We start from the raw sequence: 16380 nt of genomic DNA, 5'->3' as shown, positions 1-16380 counted from the left end.
GGGGGTTTCGTCGGCAGCGTCAGTGGTGTATAAGAGCCAGGGGCACCAGGGCGACCGGACGGGCGGCCCGGACGCCTTTGCCGTGCTCAGCCCTCGACGATCTGGCCGCGGTGGGGGGCGCCGGCGGCGGACAGCAGCAGGACGGCGGCATCGGCACAGTCGGCCGGGTCACGCGCGGTGCGGTCTTCATCCAGCGAGAAGGCGCGCGCCCGCAGGGCGGTGCGCATCGGGCCCGGCTGCAGGCCACTGACCCGCACCGGGCTGCGGCCCAGTTCGTCGTGCAGGGAGGCAATCAGGCCCCGCAGCCCGTGCTGGGCGACGCCGTAGCCGCCCCAGTAGGCCTGCCCGACCCGCGTCGGATCATCCACGGTAAGCACCACTGCGGCATCGTCGCGCTGGCGCAGCAGCGGCAGGCACGCCTGGATCAGCCAGGCCGGTGCGGTGAGATTGACGTGGACGGCCCGCGCGAACGCGGCCGGGTCGGCCAGCTCGAACGGGGTCAGCCCGGCGAAATCGGCCGCGCAATACAGCAGCCCGTCCAGGCGCCCCAACTCGCCCTGCAGGCGCTCGGCCAGTGTGGCGTAGTCGTCCGGGGTCGCGCCCTCCAGATCCATCGGGTACAGCAGCGGCTCGGGGCCGACCGCCTGCACGGCGGCATAGACGCGGTCCAGGCGGCGTGGCTTGCGCCCCAGCAGCACCACCGTGGCGCCGGCGCGGGCACAGGCCACGGCGACGGCGCTGCCGAAGCCGCCGCCCGCGCCTGCAATGAGAATCACACGATCGGCCAGTGCGCCGGTCCCGACCACGACGGACGGGACCGCACTCATGCCTGGGAGGCCTCTTCGACGATGCGCTTGAGCTCGCCGGACTCGAACAGCTCCAGCACGATGTCGCAGCCGCCGATGAGCTCACCGTGGATGAACAGCTGCGGGAACGTCGGCAGGTTCGAGAAACGCGGCAGATTGGCGCGGATCTCCGGCTCTTCGAGCACGTTGACCGTGCGCAGCGCGACCGCGCCGGCCGCCATCAGCGCCTGCATGGCGCGGCTGGAATAGCCGCACATCGGATATTGCGGGGTGCCCTTCATGAACAGCACGAGGGGGTAACGTTCGACTTCGGCCTGGATTTGCTGCATCACCGCCACTACGACTCTCCCTCCAATGTGGGACAACCCGACCTCACCGGTCGGCTAGACTTCCCTCGCCTGCCATTGTAAGCCTACTGGCCCCGCATACGGCGCCCCCTCCCTGCCCGTGGTGACCATGCCCTTCGAACTGCCCCGCCTGCCCTACGACCGCACCGCCCTGCAACCGCATCTGTCGGCCGAGAGCCTGGACCTGCACCACGGTCGGCATTACCGCGCCTACCTCGACGCGGTCAACGCCCGCATCGCCGGCACCGACCTGGAGGACCTGGCCCTGGACGAGCTGGTCCGGCACAGCCAGGGCAGCCTGTTCGACGCGGCCGCGCAGGCCTGGAACCACGGTTTCTACTTCCAGTGCCTGCATCCACGCGGCGGCGGCGATCCACAGGGGCGCCTGGCCGAGCTGGTGACCCGCCATTTCGGCGATATGCGCCGCCTGCGCGACGAGTTCGACCAGGCCGCGCTGGGCCTGTTCGGCTCCGGCTGGGTCTGGCTGGTGCAGCACCCCGGCGGCGCGCTGGCGATCCAGACCACGCGCAATGCCGGCACGCCTTTGACGGGCAACAGCACCCCGCTGCTGGCGTGCGATATATGGGAACACGCGTACTACACCGACTACCAGAATGAGCGCGCGCGCTACCTGCAGGCATTCTGGAAACTGGTCAACTGGGACTTCGTGGCGTCGCAGCTGCGCGACTGACGGCCCCCCGTGGGTGCTGGCGCGTGCCGGCACCCACCGCAGGCGGGCAGCGGCCCTGACCTGCCGGTCAGCCGCGCAGTGTGTCGATCACCGGGGCGACCTGGGCGTTGCGATCGAGCAGCCCGCCAACCGTCTGCAGTATCCCGGCCAGCCGCAGGGCATCATCGTCGCGCAGCGTGGCATGGCCGACCTTGCGGCCGTCGCGCGGCTGCTTGCCGTAGTCGTGCCAGTGTCCGCCGGACTGCGCCAGTACCGCCGCGGCATCGGGCATCGCGCCCAGCCAATTGAGCATGCAGGCATGGCCCAGCATGCGCGTGTCGCCCAGCGGCAGGCCGAGCACCGCGCGCAGGTGGTTCTCGAACTGCGAGGTCTCACTGCCCTCGATGGTCCAGTGGCCGGAGTTGTGCACGCGTGGCGCCATCTCGTTGACCAGCAGCTCGTCGCCACGGCAGAACAGCTCCAGCGCGAACACCCCGACATAGTCCAGGCGTTCGGCCAACGCCCGCGCATGGCCGATGGCGGCTTCATGCTGGGCCTGGCTCAGCCGTGCCGGCGCCACGCTGGCCGACAGCACGCCATCGACGTGCCAGTTGCCGGTCACCGGCCAGGCGCGGAACTCGCCGTCGCGGCCACGGACGGCCACCACGCTGACCTCGCGGTCGAAGGCAACGAACCCCTCCAGGATCAGGCCGGTGCGGTCGACGTAATCGCCCAGGGTGGCCCAGGCGGCGTCGATGTCGGCGGTACTGCGGATGCGGAACTGACCTTTGCCGTCGTAGCCCAGGCGGCGCGTCTTGACGATGCAGGGCATGCCGAACTCGGCGACCCTGGCAGCCAGCTCGTCGCGGCTGCGGATATCGGCGAACGGCGGCAGCGGAATGCCCAGCTGCTGGAACAGGGTTTTTTCGCTGAGCCGGTCCTGGGCCACGGCCAGCGCATCCGGGTTCGGATACACCGGCACGCGCTCGGCCAGGAAGCGGGCGCTGTGCGCGGGAACATTCTCGAAGTCAAACGTCACCACGTCCACCCGCGCCGCGAACGCGGCCAGCGCGGCCTCGTCCTCGAAGGCGGCCACCTGCAGCGGCGCCACTTGGGCGCCACAGGCATCGGCAGCCGGGTCGAACAACTCGAAACGCAGCCCCAGCGGCGCGCCGGCCAGCACCATCATGCGCGCCAGCTGGCCGCCCCCCAGGATTCCGACAGTCTTCATGCTCATTGACGCGGGTCGTCGTGGGCCATGACGTCTTCGGTCTGGCGGGCGCGGAAGGCCTCCAGCGCCTGGCCGATGGCCGGCTGGTCCGAGGCCAGCATGGCGGCGGCAAACAGCGCCGCATTGGACGCGCCGGCATTGCCGATGGCGAAGGTGGCAACCGGAATGCCGGCCGGCATCTGCACGATCGACAGCAGCGAATCCATGCCGTTGAGGGCCTTGGACTGCACCGGCACACCCAGCACCGGCACGGCAGTCTTGGCCGCGATCATGCCCGGCAGGTGCGCAGCGCCGCCGGCGCCGGCGATAATCGCCCGCAGGCCCCGGGGCCCGGCCTGCTCGGCGTAGGTGAACAGCACGTCCGGCGTGCGGTGCGCCGATACCACCTTCACTTCGTAGGGAACACCCAGCGAATCGAGCTTCTGGGCTGCGTGCTGCATGGTTTCCCAGTCGGAGCGGGAACCCATGACGATGCCGACGAGCGGCGCGGTTTGGTTGGGGGTCATTGGCCGTCACCTGCCTTAAAGACGTATTCTAGCCATCTTCCACGCAAGACGAAGAATCATGGACCGCAAGCTGCTCGACCTGCTGTGCTCGCCCGACACGCGCCAGCCCCTGTCCCTGCTCGATGCCAAGGCCCTCGACGCGCTCAACCGCGCCATCGGTGCCGGCGGCGTGGCCAAGGCCGACGGCAGCCCCCAGACCCAGCCCCTGCGCGAAGCGCTGCTGACGCGTGACCGCAAGCAGGTGTTCCGTGTCGATGACGGCATTCCGGTGCTGCTGGCCGAGGAGGCCATCGAGACGGCGCAGATCGCCGATTTCCCGGAAAAATGAGCCCGGCTCCGTTGCCCGTCCCGTCCGCGGCCGTGGTGGCCGAGGATGTCGCCCGTGCGCTGGCGGAAGACATCGGCACCGGTGATGTCACCGCCGCCCTGCTGCCCGACCGCCCGGACTGCGCGTACCTGCTGTGCAAGCAGGACGCGGTGATCGCCGGCCGGCCGTGGTTCGACGCCACCCACCGCGCGCTTGATCCGGACGTGACCATCGACTGGCGCGTGGCCGAGGGCGATGCCGTCCGGGCCGGCACCGTGCTGGCGATCCTGCACGGCCGCAACCGCAGCCTGGTCAGTGCCGAACGCACCTCGCTGAACTTCCTGCAGACGCTGTCCGGCACGGCGACCACCACGGCGCGCTACGTCGCGGCGGTGGCCGGCACCGGCACCCGCATCCTGGACACCCGCAAGACCCTGCCGGGGCTGCGCATGGCGCAGAAGTACGCGGTCCGCTGCGGCGGCGGCGACAACCATCGCCTGGGGCTGTTCGACACGGTGATGCTCAAGGAGAACCACATCCGCGCGGCCGGCTCGCTGACCGCTGCGGTGCAGGCAGCGCGTGCGCAGTGGCCCGATCTGCCGCTGGTGGTCGAGGTCGAAGACCTGACGCAGCTGCGCGACGCGCTGGCGGCAGGCTGCGAGCGCATCCTGATCGACGACTTCGACGCCGACCTGCGCCGCGAGGCGGTGCGCATCGCCGCCGGCCGGATTCCTCTGGAAGTCTCCGGCAGCGTGGACCTGGCCGGGCTGCGCGCCATTGCCGAGGACGGTGTGGACTGCATCTCGATCGGCGGACTGACCAAGCACGTGCAGGCGATCGACCTGTCGCTGAAGCTGGGTCCGCCGCCAGGCTGACGCGGCGCGTGCCGGCCATCGGTCGGCCCCACCGCCCCCCCACGTTCACGGCGTCGGCAGCCCGGGTCTGCGAGGCTCGTGTTGCCCCCACCCGGAGAGCGCGCATGCGCCCCCTGTCTCTGCTTGCATGCCTGTCGCCGCTGGCGATGCTGATGCCGGCCGCCGCGTCGGCTGCCGAAGTCTGCGACATCCCGCCACGCTACGGGTTGAGTCCGCTGGCGGTGAACATCGTACAGACCGCCTGCAATGAACACCGGCTCTGGTTCCGCCCCTTCATCGACCGCGACGGGCGCGCGGCCAGCCTGAGCGTCACCGAAGCCGAGCGCGAGCACCTGGCCGACAACGGGCTGATCGCCTGGCAGCGGGTGGTGGGCTACTGGCGTGAGAGCGGGACGCTGTCACCAATGGGCGACCAGCCCGGCGCGTCCAGCTGCATGGCCCCGCTCGGCACCCGCTACACCGACAGCGACTGCCGCGCGTTCCTGATCGACAACCCGTGGTCGGCGGCCTTCATTTCCTGGGTGATGACACGCGCCGGCGTGCCCGGCTTCACCCGCTCGCCGCGCCACATCGACTACATCCGCGCTGCGTACCAGAACAGCGGGCCGTACCGCATGACCGATCCGGCGCAGGACAAACCCGCCCCGGGCGATCTGCTCTGCTTCCTGCGCGATCGCCGCCAGACGCTGAGCTACAGCGGCCTGGTGCAGTCCCTCGCCAGCGGCGGGGCAGCGCACTGGAAGTCACACTGCGAAGTAGTGATCGCCGCCAACGTGGGCGGCGACCGGACCCTGTACCTGGTCGGCGGCAACGTGATGAACACGGTGGCGATGCGCAAGCTGTCGCTGGACCGCAGCGGCCGCATCGAGCTGCCACCGGCCAAGGCCAGCGCCGGCGACGGCGTGGACCCGGGCTGCACGCCGGGCCGGGAAGACGAATGCAGCTTCAACCGGCAGGACTGGGCCGCGCTGCTGAAGCTGGTGGCAACGACGCCGGCCGCGCTGCCGGTGGTCGCCCCGGACCCTGCGGGCGTGACTGCGCCGCCGCTACCGGATGCCCCGTCCACGCCACAGATCGCGCCGCAGCGTCCCGCTCCGCCGCCTCCCACGACGACGACACGGTGATCGCGTCGCCGCGGGCGGCTTGATCCGCGCCGCATTCGTCGCCATCTTTGAAGGCCACCTGCCCTGATCGTACCGAGCCGCCGATGCCCAGCCTGATCCTGTTGATGATTGCCGGCGCGTTCGTCTACGCCTTCTGGAACTCCTCGCGCGCCGCCGCCGAACGCGCCGGCGAACTTGGCCGCAATGCGTGCAACGCCGCCAACGTGCAGTGGCTGGACCAGAGCGTGCATGCCACCGGCCTGCGCGTGGTGCGCAAAGAAACGGGCTGGCTGGGCTGGGAGCGCACCTTCAAGTTCGAGTATTCGCACGACGGCGTGGACCGCCACAGCGGCCGCATGGTGCTGCGCGGCGACCAGCTGGTCGCCTTCGTCGGGCCGTCAGCAGCCCGGATCAGCGAGATCCGCCGCGATGTGGAGACCCGCGACGCCGAAGACGTGTGATGCGTCCGTAGAGCCGGGTTCTACCCGGCTGCTGCTGCCCGGCTGCATGTTGGATACGGGCACCACCAGCCGGGTAGAACCCGGCTCTACGGGGTGCGTTACTTGACCACGCGCAGGTGCGGGCGGCCACTGGGCTTGGGCGGTGCGTCGTCCGGCGGCGTCGGGGAATCGTCCGGCGGGAGTTCGTCGTCCGGGCCCGGGTCGTGGCCCGGGATATCGTCCGGCAGCGCCATGCCCTGCCCGGTTTCGCGGGCATAGACCGCCAGCACGGCCGAGATCGGCACCTGCACCGGATAACTGGTGCCGGAGAACCGCGCCGAGAAGCTCACGCTCTCGTTGTCGATGTGCAGCCGGACCACAGCGCGCTCGGCGATATTCAGCACCACCCGGCCATCCTTCACCGCGCTCTGCGGAACCTGCACGCCGGGCATGCCCGCGTCGACCAGGATATGCGGGGTCAGGTCATTGTCGTTGATCCATTCCACCAAGGCCCGCAACAGGTACGGGCGGTGGCTGGTCATGCGGAAAGTGTCTTCAGTCATGTGGTAGAGCCGAGCCGTGCTCGGCTGCTCTTGATCCGGATTGCCTGGTGCAAGTGTACGCGCCAGCACCCGCACCGGTCAGCATCGGCGCGCGGGGCGTAAAGCGTCGATGCAGTCGCCGACAGCGGCGCGCGCGGCTCAGGTGGGCAGATCGCGCAGCTTCTTTTCCTGGTCGGTCAGGCTGCGGATGAAGCCGGGGTGGCGGAAAATGCGGTTGCCGTAATCCTCGATCGACTTGCCATCCTTGGGCAGCGCCACGTCGAGGGACTGCAGACGCCAGATGATCGGTGCCATTGCGCAGTCGGCCAGGCTCATTTCCGGGTTCAGGAAGAACTTGCTGGCCTTGAACAGCGGCACTGCGCTGGTCAACAGCTCGCGCAGGCGCTTGCGGCCGGCTTCGGCCTGGGTCTTGTTGCCCAGCTGGATGGCCTGCACCTGCGGCACCCAGTCGTGCTCGATGCGAAGCATGGCCAGACGGATGCGCGCACGGGACAGCGGATCGACCGGCATCAGCGGCGGATGCGGGTAACGTTCGTCCAGATACTCGCTGACCACCGACGCCGCATACAGCACCAGCTCACGCTCCACCAGGGTGGGCACCGAGTGGTACGGATTGAGGTCGATGAGGTCCTCGGGCGGATTCTGCGGATCGACCGGAACGAGGTCGTAAGTGACGCCCTTGGCCGCCAGCACCAGCCGCACGCGATGGCACAGGACATCGTCGTTCGAGGAAAACAGCGTCAGGGTATTCCGCATGCGTACGCTCGCCGCCATCAAAGGCTCTCCAACGACCGGAAACCGCCGGTCGTATCGGCGCCACCAGCCCAGTGCTGGCAGTCGTCACAGTACCCGAGTGTGCAACTGCACATCACAAAAGCCAATAGGCCATGCGTCTCATGCCGGTAGCCATGAATCGCAACGCCGGCGCACTCCCCGTTCAGTGCACGTCCTTCCAGTATTCCTTCTTCAGCAGATAGACCAGGAAGGTCAGGAACGCCAGGAAAAGGATGACCCACACCCCCAGCTTCTGCCGCTTCAGTGCCGCCGGCTCGCCGGCGTACTCCAGGAAGTTGGTGATGTCGCGTACCGTCTGGTCGTACTGGCCGGGGTCGACATTGCCCGGCTGCGCGAGCTTGAGCCCGATCACCGGCGCGTCGGCACCGGGTGCGTCGGGCTTGCCGTGCACGGCGTGCTGCAGGCCCTGCATTTCCCACAGCGGGTTGGGCATGGACGCGTTCGGGAACAGCGTGTTGTTCCATCCCAGCGGGCGTGAGGGGTCCAGATAGAAAGACTTGAGATAGGTGTACACCCAGTCGCTGCCCCGCACACGCGAAATCAGGCTCAGGTCCGGCGGCATCTTGCCGAACCATTTCTCCGCCGGCGCCTTGGGCATCGATACCGGGATCGGTTCGCCGATCGGCGTGCCGGTGAAGTTGAGGTTGTTCATCACCTCCTCCTCGCTCAGCCCCAGATCCTCGGCCATGCGCGAGTAGCGCAGGTACTTCAGTGCGTGGCAGCCCGAGCAGTAGTTCATGTAGAGCTGCGCGCCGCGCTGCAGCGAGGCGCGGTCGCTGAGGTCGTTGCCGGCCTGCAGCGTCTTGCCGCCCTCGGCGGCACCGGCCAGGGTGCTGGCCAGCAGCAGTGCGGCCGCGCAGGCCAGCCGGACAATCCAGTGGTCAGTCATGCGTGGTCACCCGGTCCGGTACCGGCTTGGTCCTGTCCAGCTTGGTCCATAGCGGCATGGTGATGAAGAAGGCGAAGTACAGGAAGGTCAACACCCGCCCGATGTAGGTTTCATGCACATCGGTGCCCGGGCCGGACCCGATCACGCCCAGCCAGACGAAGCAGACCGCGAACATGCCAAGCAGACCGCGCGAGAGCAGGCCCCGGTAGCGGTACGACTTGACCCGGGCCCGATCCAGCCACGGCACCAGGAACAGGATCGCGATCGCCGAGAACATCACGATCACCCCGCCCAGCTTGTTCGGCACCACCCGCAGCATCGCGTAGTACGGGGTGTAGTACCAGACCGGTTTGATGTGCTCGGGCGTGACCAGGCGGTTGGCCTCGGTGAAGTTGTCGTGTTCGAGGAACAGGCCGCCGAACGCCGGGGCGAAGAAGATGATGAACGCGGCGATGACCAGCAGGAAGCCGGCGCCCACGCCGTCCTTGAGCGTGTAGTACGGATGGAACGGAATCCCGTCCGCAGGTGCCGTGGCCGACCAGCGGTTGCCCTTGGGCCCCTTCTTGATCTCCACGCCATCGGGATTGTTGGAGCCCACTTCGTGCAGCGCCCCCAGGTGCAGCACCACCAGCAGCAGAAGCACCAGCGGCAGGGCGATCACGTGCAGCGCGAAGAAGCGGTTGAGCGTGGCATCGCTGGGCAGGTAGTCGCCCATGATCCATTCGGTGAGGCCGTTGCCGATCACCGGAATGGCACCGAACAGCGAGATGATCACCTTGGCGCCCCAGAACGACATCTGGCCCCACGGCAGCACGTAACCCATGAAGGCTTCGGCCATCAGCACCAGGTAGATCAGCATGCCGAGGATCCACACCAGCTCGCGCGGCTTCTGGTAGCTGCCGTACAGCAGGCCGCGGAACATGTGCAGGTAGACCACGATGAAGAACAGTGAGGCGCCGGTCGAATGCATGTAGCGGATCAGCCAGCCCCACTCGACATCGCGCATGATGTATTCGATGGAGGCGAACGCTTCGGCCGCGTTGGTCTTGTAGTGCATCGTGAGGAAGATGCCGGTCACGATCTGATTGACCAGGATCAGCAGCGCCAGCGAACCGAAGTAGTACCAGAGGTTGAAGTTCTTCGGTGCGTAGTACTCGCTCACATGCTTGCGGTACACCGGCATCAGGCCCGGTGCGCGCGCATTGACCCAGTCGGCAACGCCCGTGGCGGTGCGGGTAAGGATATTGGCCATGCTCAAGCCGCCCCCTGCGGGTCAACGCCGATGATGATGGTGTTGTCATCCTGGTAGTGGTGCGGCGGCACCAGCAGGTTGATCGGCGCCGGAACATCCTTGAACACGCGACCGGACATGTCGAAGCGCGACTTGTGGCAGGGGCAGAAGTACCCCCCTTTCCACTGCGGGTCATACGGCTCGGGACGGATCTCGGCCACCATTTCCGGTGAGCAGCCCAGATGGGTGCACAGCCCGACCAGGACCGAGACATCGGCCTTGATCGCACGGAATTCGGGGTTCTGCTTGAGCACGTAGTCCGGCTGCTGTTCTTTCTCGCCCGACTCGGGATCTTTCAGGCGACCGTCCAGACCATGCAGCGCATCGAGGATCGCCTTGGACCGCTTGACGATCCAGATCGGCTGCCCTCGCCACTCCAGGACCAGACGCTGGCCTTCCTGCAGGGCACTGATGTCGGCGATCACCGGCGCCCCGGCCAGTTTGGCGCGGGCGCTGGGATTCCAGGACTTGATGAACGGTACCGCTGCAAATCCGACGCCGACCGCGCCAACCACCGCAGTGGTTGCTGACAGAAACCGTCGACGTCCAGTATTGACTGGATCGTTTACCCCATCGTTGGCCATCCGGCACTCCGATATTGATTTAGGTAGCTTGAGGCTGCCAGCAGACCGGTGGGGGCCAGTCCACGATGAATCAGAGCCGACTATAGCGGAACCTGACTCAGCGACACAACGCGCAGATCATCCGCCGAAGATCTGTCACGCGCGAAACGGTCGGGCCGGCCAGCAGCCGGCACTTCCGGACGGTCTCGGCGTGCGGCGAAGCGGCCAGCGGCCACTACTGCGTGGACGCTGTCGCGCCCCGATAGCGGTCGGCCAGCAGGGCAACGCGCTTCACGTAATACTGGGTTTCACTGTAGGGCGGTACGCCGCCGTGGCGGTCCACCGCACCCTCACCCGCGTTGTAGCCGGCCGCGGCCAGGGTCAGGTTGCCGTTGAAGCGCTTGAGCAGCCACGACAGGTACTGCACGCCCCCCCGGATGTTCTGCGCGGCATCGTACGAGTCGGTGACCCCGAAGCGGCGGGCAGTGGGCGGCATCAGCTGCATCAGGCCCTGCGCGCCGGCGCGGCTGAGCGCGGTGGGGTTGTAGGCCGACTCGGCGTGGATGATGGCGCGGACCACCGCTTCCTCGACCCCGAACTCGCGCGCGGCGGCGGCGATCTCGGCCTGGAAGGCGGTGGTATTGAGCCGCACCGAGCCGAAGTTGACGCCCGGCTGGGCACCGCACGCATAGCAGCGCTCGATGAAGCTGTAGTGGATCGTACGCACCTGGCCGAGGCTGGCCACCTGCGCCGGACGGGCGCTTGTGTAGTGGCGCACGCCATCCTTCATATACGTGTAGACCTGCCCGTTGACCACGCGCTGGGCCTTGCCCTTGCGCGCGGCGGGCGCGGACGGAGCGCTGAGCACCGTCGCGGCGGGCGCCGCCGATGCCGTGGCGGTGATCGCGGTGCCGGCGTTGGCGCCATCGGCCGGAGCGGCCGCGACGGCCTGCGCCACCGGCGCAGGCGGCGGGACCGGCGCGGCCACGGCCTGGCGGCGGGGCGCACTGCGGTCCGGACGGTAGCTGCTGACCACACTGCAGCTCGCGGCGGAGACACGCTTGCTTACGTAGCTGGGAATGCCGTCGGCGCCAACGCACTTGTACAGCGTGCCCGCACTGGCCGGCACAGCGGTCAGCGCAGCCAAGGCCAGCGCAAAGATCCCCAAGATCCCCTTCATGCAGCGGAGTGTCTCCGTTTCACTCCGGCTTGCCAAGTCTTTGACGGGCCGGGTATCCCAGGAGCCGATGCACGTCACGGATCGGGGCGTCCGGGACGGCCTGCGGGCGGGACGGGCGCCGGTCTGGCCGGCAGATACCCGGTACAATGGGCGGCTCACCGCAGCCGTTCAGGCTGCCTGCCCGCCCACCCGACTGGAATAAGCGCCATGACCGGGACGCCAGCTTCGACCGTGCCGACGTCGGCCGGCTCCGCCGTGCCCTCCACCCCTCCCCGCCCCGACCTGCTGCCGCTGCCCGGCGCCAGGCCGGCCGTCACCGGCCCCGTCCGCGGCAAGCTGTACATCAAGACCCACGGGTGCCAGATGAACGAGTACGACTCGGCCAAGATGGCCGACGTGCTGGCCGCCGAAGAAGGGCTGGAGCTGACCGACGACCCGTCCGAGGCCGACGTGCTGCTGATGAACACCTGCTCGATCCGCGAGAAGGCGCAGGAGAAGGTGTTCAGCCAGCTCGGCTACTGGAAGGCGCTGAAGAACAACGGCCGGGGCGTGATCATCGGCGTGGGCGGCTGCGTGGCGTCGCAGGAGGGCGAGGCGATCATCAAGCGCGCCCCGCACGTGGACCTGGTGTTCGGCCCGCAGACGCTGCACCGCCTGCCGGAGCTGATCCGCCAGCGCCGTGCATCGGGCCGGTCCCAGGTCGACATCAGCTTCCCGGAAATCGAGAAGTTCGACCGCCTGCCCGAGCCGCGTGCCGATGGTGGCTCGGCCTTCGTGTCGATCATGGAAGGCTGCTCCAAATACTGCTCGTTCTGCGTGGTGCCCTACACCCGTGGCACCGAGGTCAGCCGCCCGTTCGAGGACGTGGTGGTGGAAGTGGCGCAACTGGCCGCACAGGGCGTGCGCGAGATCAACCTGCTGGGCCAGAACGTCAATGCCTACCGCGGCCCGTATGGCGAGGGCGAGTTCGCCGACCTGGGCCTGCTGATCCGCACCATCGCCGAGATCGACGGAGTTGGCCGCATCCGTTTCACCACCTCGCACCCGCTGGAGTTCAGCGACTCGCTGGTGGACGCCTACCGCGACGTGCCGCAGCTGGCCAACTTCCTGCACCTGCCGGTGCAGGCCGGCAGCGACCGGGTGCTGTCGGCGATGAAGCGGGGCTACACCGCGCTGGAGTTCAAGTCCAAAATCCGCAAGCTGCGCGCGGTGCGGCCGGACATCTCGATCAGTTCGGACTTCATCGTCGGCTTCCCGGGCGAGACCGAGGCCGATTTTGAGAAGACCATGCAGCTGATCGAAGACATCGGCTTCGACCAGAGCTTCTCGTTCATCTACTCGCGCCGCCCCGGCACCCCGGCGGCCGACCTGGAAGACACGATCAGCGACGCCGAGAAGCACGCGCGCCTGTCGCGCCTGCAGGCGCGGATCAACGCGCAGGCTGCGGCGATCTCCGAGAAGATGGTCGGCACGGTGCAGACCGTGCTGGTGGAAGGGCCGTCCAAGCGCAACCCGGATGAACTGACCGGCAAGAGCGAGAACATGCGTTCGGTGAACTTCGCGGGGCACCCGCGTCTGATCGGCCAGTTCGTTGATGTGGAGATCACCGAGGCGTACAGCAATTCGCTGCGCGGACGGATGGTCGTCGCCTGAGGGAGCGTGCCGACCGCCGGTCGGCATCCACTCAATCCAGGCGTTTGCGGAAGCGCAGGATCGCCAGGGTCATCATCACCGCGATGAAGGCGAGCAGCGCCAGCACCTCCGGCCACAGCTCCCAGATCCGCGCGCCGCGCAGCATGATGCCGCGGATGAGGCGCAGGAAGTGCGTCAGCGGCAGCACCTCGGCCAGCCACTGCACCGTTCGCGGCATGCCCGCGAACGGGAACATGAAACCGGACAGCAGGATCGACGGCAGGAACACGAACATGGTCATCTGCATGGCCTGGAACTGCGACTGCGCCTTGGTCGAGATCAGCAGGCCCAGGGTGAGGTTGGCGGTGATCAGCAGCATCGCCGCCAGATAGACGTCCACCACGCTGCCGCGGATCGGCACCTCGAACAGCCACAGGCCCAGCAGCAGCACCAGCGTGGTCTGGATCAGACCGATCGCCGCATACGGCAGCACCTTGCCGATCATCAGCTCGCTGCGGCTCAACGGTGTGGCGATCAGCAACTCCATGTTGCCGCGTTCGCGTTCGCGCACGATCGCCACCGCCGTGAACATCACCATCGTCATGGTCAGGATGATGCCGATCAGACCCGGCACGATGTTCACCGCCGAGCGCCGCTGCGGGTTGTAGAACGCCACCACGCTGATCTGCCCGCCCCCGCCCACCGCGCCGCTGCGCAGCGGCCGGTCGTTGCGTAGCGGCTGGCTGTCCAGTGGCACCTGCGCCAGCTGGATCGCCGCGCTCTGCACGACGGTGTCGCTGCCGTCCACCAGCACCTGCACCGCCTCGCGCCCCTCGAAGCGGCGGCGCTCGAAGTCGGGCGGAATCACCACGCCCACGCTGATCTGGCCGTGCCGCAGCGCCGCCATCAGCTCATCCGGCGTCCGCGCGGCCAACGTGGGTGCGATCACCCCGGTCGCCACCATATCCATCACCAGCGCGCGTGACGCGGCGGTCCCGGCCTGATCGGCAATCCCGGCATGCAGGTTGCGCAGATTGAGGTTGATCGCGTAGCCGAACAGCACCAGCTGCATGACCGGAATACCGACGATCATGGCCAGGGTGATACGGTCGCGCCGCATCTGCCGCAGCTCTTTGAGGATGATTGCCCAGAGCCGGCGCAGACTCATGCCGCCGTGTCCCCGGCCTGGCCACCCTCGCGTCCGCGCGTGGCCGAGACGAAGACATCCTCCAGATTGGCCGACACCGGCATCACCTCGGCCTGCTGGCCGCCGCGTCGCAGGGCTGCCTCGAGCCTGCCCTGCGCATCGTCCTGCGCCGCCAGCAGCACCCGCAGGCTGTTGCCGATCTGCGCCACACTGAGCACCCCCGGCACGGCCGCCAGCACCCGTTGTGCCTGACGCGGCTGCGGCGCCGAAACCGCCAACGTACGTCCTTCCAGCGCGGCGGTGAGCGTGGCCGGGCTGCCATCAGCCACCAGCACGCCCTGATCCAGAATCGCCAGGCGATGGCAGCGCTCGGCTTCGTCCATGTAGTGCGTGGACACCAGCAGCGTGGTGCCGGTGTCGGCCAGGTCGAACAGCTTTTCCCAGAAGTCGCGCCGCGACTCCGGGTCCACCGCACTGGTGGGTTCATCCAGGAACAGCAGCTCCGGCGACTGGATCACCGCGCCGGCCAGGGCCAGCCGTTGCTTCTGGCCGCCACTGAGGGTGCCGGCCAACTGCGTCTGGCGGTCCTGGAAGTGGTACTGCTCGACCAGCTCTCCAATACGTCGTCGCGCGTCGGCGCGCGGCATGTCCTGCACCGCCGCGAGGAACTCCAGGTTCTCGCGCACGGTCAGGTCCTCGAACAGCGAGAACCGCTGGGTCATGTAGCCGATGCGCCGTCGCAGCGCTTCGGCCTGCTCGGGAATGCGCAGACCGAGCACTTCGATGTCGCCCTCGGACGGGGTCAGCAGGCCACACAGCATGCGGATGGTGGTGGACTTGCCCGATCCGTTGGGGCCGAGGAAGCCGTAGACAGCGGCGCGCGGCACGCTCAGGTCCACATGGTCGACCGCCACCAGTGCACCGAAGCGCTTGGTCAGCCCGCGCGCCCGGATGGCCAGGTCGTCCTGCCCGCCCTTGCCCGTTGCCGACGCGGACCGCTGGGCGGCGGCGGGGTCGACGGCCATCAGAATGTCACCCGCACCGGCAGCCCGGCCGGCAGTCGCGCCAGCGTGGCGGCATCGGTGTCGATCAGTTCGATCTCGGCCAGGTAGCTCAGGCGGGCGGCGTCATCGCCGCTCAACGCGTAGTACGGCGTGAACACCGGATCGCTGCGGACCGCGCGGACCCGTCCGGACAACGCTGTCTCGCGGCCCTCCACGTACACCTGCGCGCCCGAGCCGACGGCCACCGACGGTCGCAGCGGCGATGGCAGATAGACACGTGCGTAGGGATGTTCGCCCACCAGCAGTACCGCCAGCGGCGCACCGACCGGGGCCTGGTCGCCGAGCCGATACGGCAACGCGTCCACCACGCCAGCGCGCGGCGCGACCAGCGCCAGCTTGCGCAGGGTCACGGCCTGCTCGGCCTGCTGCGCCTGCGCGGCCTCCAGCGCTGCGGCACCCTGCCCGATCTGCTCGACGCGCGTGCCGTGTTCCAGTGCCAGCAGCGCCTGCTCGGCCGCACGCACGAGGCCGTCGGCATTGCCGGCGGCGGCACGCGCGCGATCCACGTCGGCGGCCGCCACGAGCCGCTGCTGGCCGAGCGGCTGCAGCCGGGCGTAGTACGCCGCTGCGTCCACGGCCTGCGCCCTGGCGGCGGCCACGTTTGCGCGGGCCTGCGCGACCTCCTCCACCCGTGGCCCGTGTTCGAGTTCCTCCAGTGCCTGCCCGGCGCGCTGCGCCTGCGCCTGCAGCGCGGCCATCTGCGCGGCCGTGCGGGTGGTCTCCAACTGCAGCAGGGGCGCACCGGCCGGCACGCGCTGGCCTTCGCGCACGGACACCGCCACGATGGTTTCGGCCGCCGGCGACGGCACCGTGATCCGGTCCCATTCGAGCGTGCCCAGGGCCTCGGGCGGCGCCGGCCGGCAGGCGGCGAGGAGCAGCAGTGCCGCCGGCACACCGAGACGAAGCAGGCGGGAGCAGAGCGAAGCAGCCATCACAGGTACCGATCGGTGCGGACCGCACCATGCTGCCTC

General features: G+C 68.5%; 19 protein-coding genes. 6 read left to right on the top strand and 13 right to left on the bottom strand.

Annotated features, from left to right (window positions below; all coding sequences use genetic code 11):
• Positions 1–86: 86 nt before the first annotated feature.
• Together OC534_RS07675 and grxD are read right to left on the bottom strand one after the other, a co-directional pair.
• On the bottom strand, positions 87–827 hold the full coding sequence (locus tag OC534_RS07675; RefSeq protein WP_136006997.1) for an SDR family NAD(P)-dependent oxidoreductase: 741 nt from the start codon (positions 825–827) through the stop codon (positions 87–89).
• The gene (grxD, locus tag OC534_RS07670; RefSeq protein WP_136006998.1) at positions 824–1144 is read right to left on the bottom strand and encodes a Grx4 family monothiol glutaredoxin; all 321 of its coding nucleotides are present in this window, start codon (positions 1142–1144) and stop codon (positions 824–826) included. Before grxD ends, OC534_RS07675 begins: the two co-directional genes overlap by 4 nt.
• 118 nt (positions 1145–1262) lie before the next feature.
• Between grxD and OC534_RS07665 the strand changes: the two genes are divergently transcribed.
• Positions 1263–1844: a Fe-Mn family superoxide dismutase gene (locus OC534_RS07665; protein ID WP_136007000.1), complete on the top strand. Its 582-nt coding sequence runs from the start codon at positions 1263–1265 to the stop codon at positions 1842–1844.
• Positions 1845–1911: 67 nt separating this feature from the next.
• Here OC534_RS07665 and OC534_RS07660 read toward each other — a convergent pair whose 3' ends face one another.
• Positions 1912–3060: a 5-(carboxyamino)imidazole ribonucleotide synthase gene (locus tag OC534_RS07660; RefSeq protein WP_262071639.1), complete on the bottom strand. Its 1149-nt coding sequence runs from the start codon at positions 3058–3060 to the stop codon at positions 1912–1914.
• Positions 3057–3560 carry a 5-(carboxyamino)imidazole ribonucleotide mutase gene (purE, locus tag OC534_RS07655; protein WP_017354843.1) on the bottom strand — a complete coding sequence of 168 codons (504 nt, stop codon included), beginning with the start codon at positions 3558–3560 and terminating at the stop codon, positions 3057–3059. The genes OC534_RS07660 and purE overlap by 4 nt, the downstream gene beginning before the upstream one ends.
• 58 nt (positions 3561–3618) lie before the next feature.
• Between purE and OC534_RS07650 the strand changes: the two genes are divergently transcribed.
• The 4 genes from OC534_RS07650 (at position 3619) to OC534_RS07635 (ending at position 6306) form a co-directional block, all read left to right on the top strand.
• Positions 3619–3888 (top strand): Trm112 family protein, encoded by a 270-nt coding sequence (locus OC534_RS07650; protein WP_017354844.1) that lies wholly within the window; start codon positions 3619–3621, stop codon positions 3886–3888.
• Entirely contained in the window at positions 3885–4742 is an 858-nt protein-coding gene (nadC, locus tag OC534_RS07645; RefSeq protein WP_026070577.1) for a carboxylating nicotinate-nucleotide diphosphorylase, read from the top strand. Before OC534_RS07650 ends, nadC begins: the two co-directional genes overlap by 4 nt.
• 104 nt (positions 4743–4846) lie before the next feature.
• On the top strand, positions 4847–5866 hold the full coding sequence (locus OC534_RS07640; protein WP_262071638.1) for a DUF2272 domain-containing protein: 1020 nt from the start codon (positions 4847–4849) through the stop codon (positions 5864–5866).
• Positions 5867–5949: 83 nt separating this feature from the next.
• Positions 5950–6306: a DUF3301 domain-containing protein gene (locus OC534_RS07635; RefSeq protein WP_017354847.1), complete on the top strand. Its 357-nt coding sequence runs from the start codon at positions 5950–5952 to the stop codon at positions 6304–6306.
• Between the two features lie 98 nt (positions 6307–6404).
• On the opposite strand, the gene OC534_RS07630 is transcribed toward OC534_RS07635, so the two are convergent.
• The 6 genes from OC534_RS07630 to OC534_RS07605 all read right to left on the bottom strand — a co-directional run bounded on the left by OC534_RS07630 (position 6405) and on the right by OC534_RS07605 (position 11566).
• Positions 6405–6848: a ClpXP protease specificity-enhancing factor gene (locus tag OC534_RS07630; protein WP_136007004.1), complete on the bottom strand. Its 444-nt coding sequence runs from the start codon at positions 6846–6848 to the stop codon at positions 6405–6407.
• A gap of 138 nt (positions 6849–6986) precedes the next feature.
• A complete protein-coding gene (locus OC534_RS07625) occupies positions 6987–7622 on the bottom strand; it encodes a glutathione S-transferase N-terminal domain-containing protein (protein ID WP_017354849.1) in 636 nt (211 codons plus the stop codon).
• A 163-nt stretch (positions 7623–7785) separates the two neighbouring features.
• Positions 7786–8532, bottom strand: coding sequence for a cytochrome c1 (locus OC534_RS07620; protein ID WP_017354850.1), 747 nt, complete (start codon positions 8530–8532; stop codon positions 7786–7788).
• Positions 8525–9784 (bottom strand): cytochrome bc complex cytochrome b subunit, encoded by a 1260-nt coding sequence (locus OC534_RS07615; protein ID WP_017354851.1) that lies wholly within the window; start codon positions 9782–9784, stop codon positions 8525–8527. The genes OC534_RS07620 and OC534_RS07615 overlap by 8 nt, the downstream gene beginning before the upstream one ends.
• 2 nt (positions 9785–9786) lie before the next feature.
• Complete coding sequence (gene petA / locus OC534_RS07610; RefSeq protein WP_017354852.1) at positions 9787–10407, bottom strand: ubiquinol-cytochrome c reductase iron-sulfur subunit; 621 nt, start codon at positions 10405–10407, stop codon at positions 9787–9789.
• A gap of 214 nt (positions 10408–10621) precedes the next feature.
• A complete protein-coding gene (locus OC534_RS07605; RefSeq protein WP_136007008.1) occupies positions 10622–11566 on the bottom strand; it encodes a lytic transglycosylase domain-containing protein in 945 nt (314 codons plus the stop codon).
• Positions 11567–11773: 207 nt separating this feature from the next.
• Here OC534_RS07605 and miaB point away from each other — a divergent pair, with 207 nt between their 5' ends.
• Entirely contained in the window at positions 11774–13219 is a 1446-nt protein-coding gene (gene miaB, locus OC534_RS07600) for a tRNA (N6-isopentenyl adenosine(37)-C2)-methylthiotransferase MiaB (protein ID WP_026070783.1), read from the top strand.
• 31 nt (positions 13220–13250) lie between these two features.
• Here miaB and OC534_RS07595 read toward each other — a convergent pair whose 3' ends face one another.
• The 3 genes from OC534_RS07595 to OC534_RS07585 all read right to left on the bottom strand — a co-directional run bounded on the left by OC534_RS07595 (position 13251) and on the right by OC534_RS07585 (position 16341).
• Positions 13251–14366, bottom strand: a complete 1116-nt coding sequence (locus tag OC534_RS07595; RefSeq protein WP_017356125.1) for an ABC transporter permease — start codon at positions 14364–14366, stop codon at positions 13251–13253.
• On the bottom strand, positions 14363–15298 hold the full coding sequence (locus tag OC534_RS07590; protein WP_026070782.1) for an ABC transporter ATP-binding protein: 936 nt from the start codon (positions 15296–15298) through the stop codon (positions 14363–14365). The genes OC534_RS07595 and OC534_RS07590 overlap by 4 nt, the downstream gene beginning before the upstream one ends.
• 71 nt (positions 15299–15369) lie before the next feature.
• Entirely contained in the window at positions 15370–16341 is a 972-nt protein-coding gene (locus OC534_RS07585; RefSeq protein WP_166472817.1) for an HlyD family secretion protein, read from the bottom strand.
• Between the last annotated feature and the right edge of the window lie 39 nt (positions 16342–16380).

Source organism: Stenotrophomonas sp. Marseille-Q5258 (assembly GCF_946900935.1).
In the GTDB taxonomy this organism is placed as follows: domain Bacteria; phylum Pseudomonadota; class Gammaproteobacteria; order Xanthomonadales; family Xanthomonadaceae; genus Stenotrophomonas; species Stenotrophomonas nematodicola.
This window is presented reverse-complemented; position numbering and strand designations above follow the sequence as displayed.

Bases quoted from the DNA above. Each gene is read 5' to 3' on its own strand.
- OC534_RS07675 (WP_136006997.1), bottom strand. From the start codon at position 827: ATGAGTGCGGTCCCGTCCGTCGTGGTCGGGACCGGCGCACTGGCCGAT.
- OC534_RS07665 (WP_136007000.1), top strand. From the start codon at position 1,263: ATGCCCTTCGAACTGCCCCGCCTGCCCTACGACCGCACCGCCCTGCAA.
- OC534_RS07660 (WP_262071639.1), bottom strand. From the start codon at position 3,060: ATGAGCATGAAGACTGTCGGAATCCTGGGGGGCGGCCAGCTGGCGCGC.
- purE (WP_017354843.1), bottom strand. From the start codon at position 3,560: ATGACCCCCAACCAAACCGCGCCGCTCGTCGGCATCGTCATGGGTTCC.
- OC534_RS07650 (WP_017354844.1), top strand. From the start codon at position 3,619: ATGGACCGCAAGCTGCTCGACCTGCTGTGCTCGCCCGACACGCGCCAG.
- nadC (WP_026070577.1), top strand. From the start codon at position 3,885: ATGAGCCCGGCTCCGTTGCCCGTCCCGTCCGCGGCCGTGGTGGCCGAG.
- OC534_RS07640 (WP_262071638.1), top strand. From the start codon at position 4,847: ATGCGCCCCCTGTCTCTGCTTGCATGCCTGTCGCCGCTGGCGATGCTG.
- OC534_RS07635 (WP_017354847.1), top strand. From the start codon at position 5,950: ATGCCCAGCCTGATCCTGTTGATGATTGCCGGCGCGTTCGTCTACGCC.
- OC534_RS07630 (WP_136007004.1), bottom strand. From the start codon at position 6,848: ATGACTGAAGACACTTTCCGCATGACCAGCCACCGCCCGTACCTGTTG.
- OC534_RS07625 (WP_017354849.1), bottom strand. From the start codon at position 7,622: ATGGCGGCGAGCGTACGCATGCGGAATACCCTGACGCTGTTTTCCTCG.
- OC534_RS07620 (WP_017354850.1), bottom strand. From the start codon at position 8,532: ATGACTGACCACTGGATTGTCCGGCTGGCCTGCGCGGCCGCACTGCTG.
- OC534_RS07615 (WP_017354851.1), bottom strand. From the start codon at position 9,784: ATGGCCAATATCCTTACCCGCACCGCCACGGGCGTTGCCGACTGGGTC.
- petA (WP_017354852.1), bottom strand. From the start codon at position 10,407: ATGGCCAACGATGGGGTAAACGATCCAGTCAATACTGGACGTCGACGG.
- OC534_RS07605 (WP_136007008.1), bottom strand. From the start codon at position 11,566: ATGAAGGGGATCTTGGGGATCTTTGCGCTGGCCTTGGCTGCGCTGACC.
- miaB (WP_026070783.1), top strand. From the start codon at position 11,774: ATGACCGGGACGCCAGCTTCGACCGTGCCGACGTCGGCCGGCTCCGCC.
- OC534_RS07595 (WP_017356125.1), bottom strand. From the start codon at position 14,366: ATGAGTCTGCGCCGGCTCTGGGCAATCATCCTCAAAGAGCTGCGGCAG.
- OC534_RS07585 (WP_166472817.1), bottom strand. From the start codon at position 16,341: ATGGCTGCTTCGCTCTGCTCCCGCCTGCTTCGTCTCGGTGTGCCGGCG.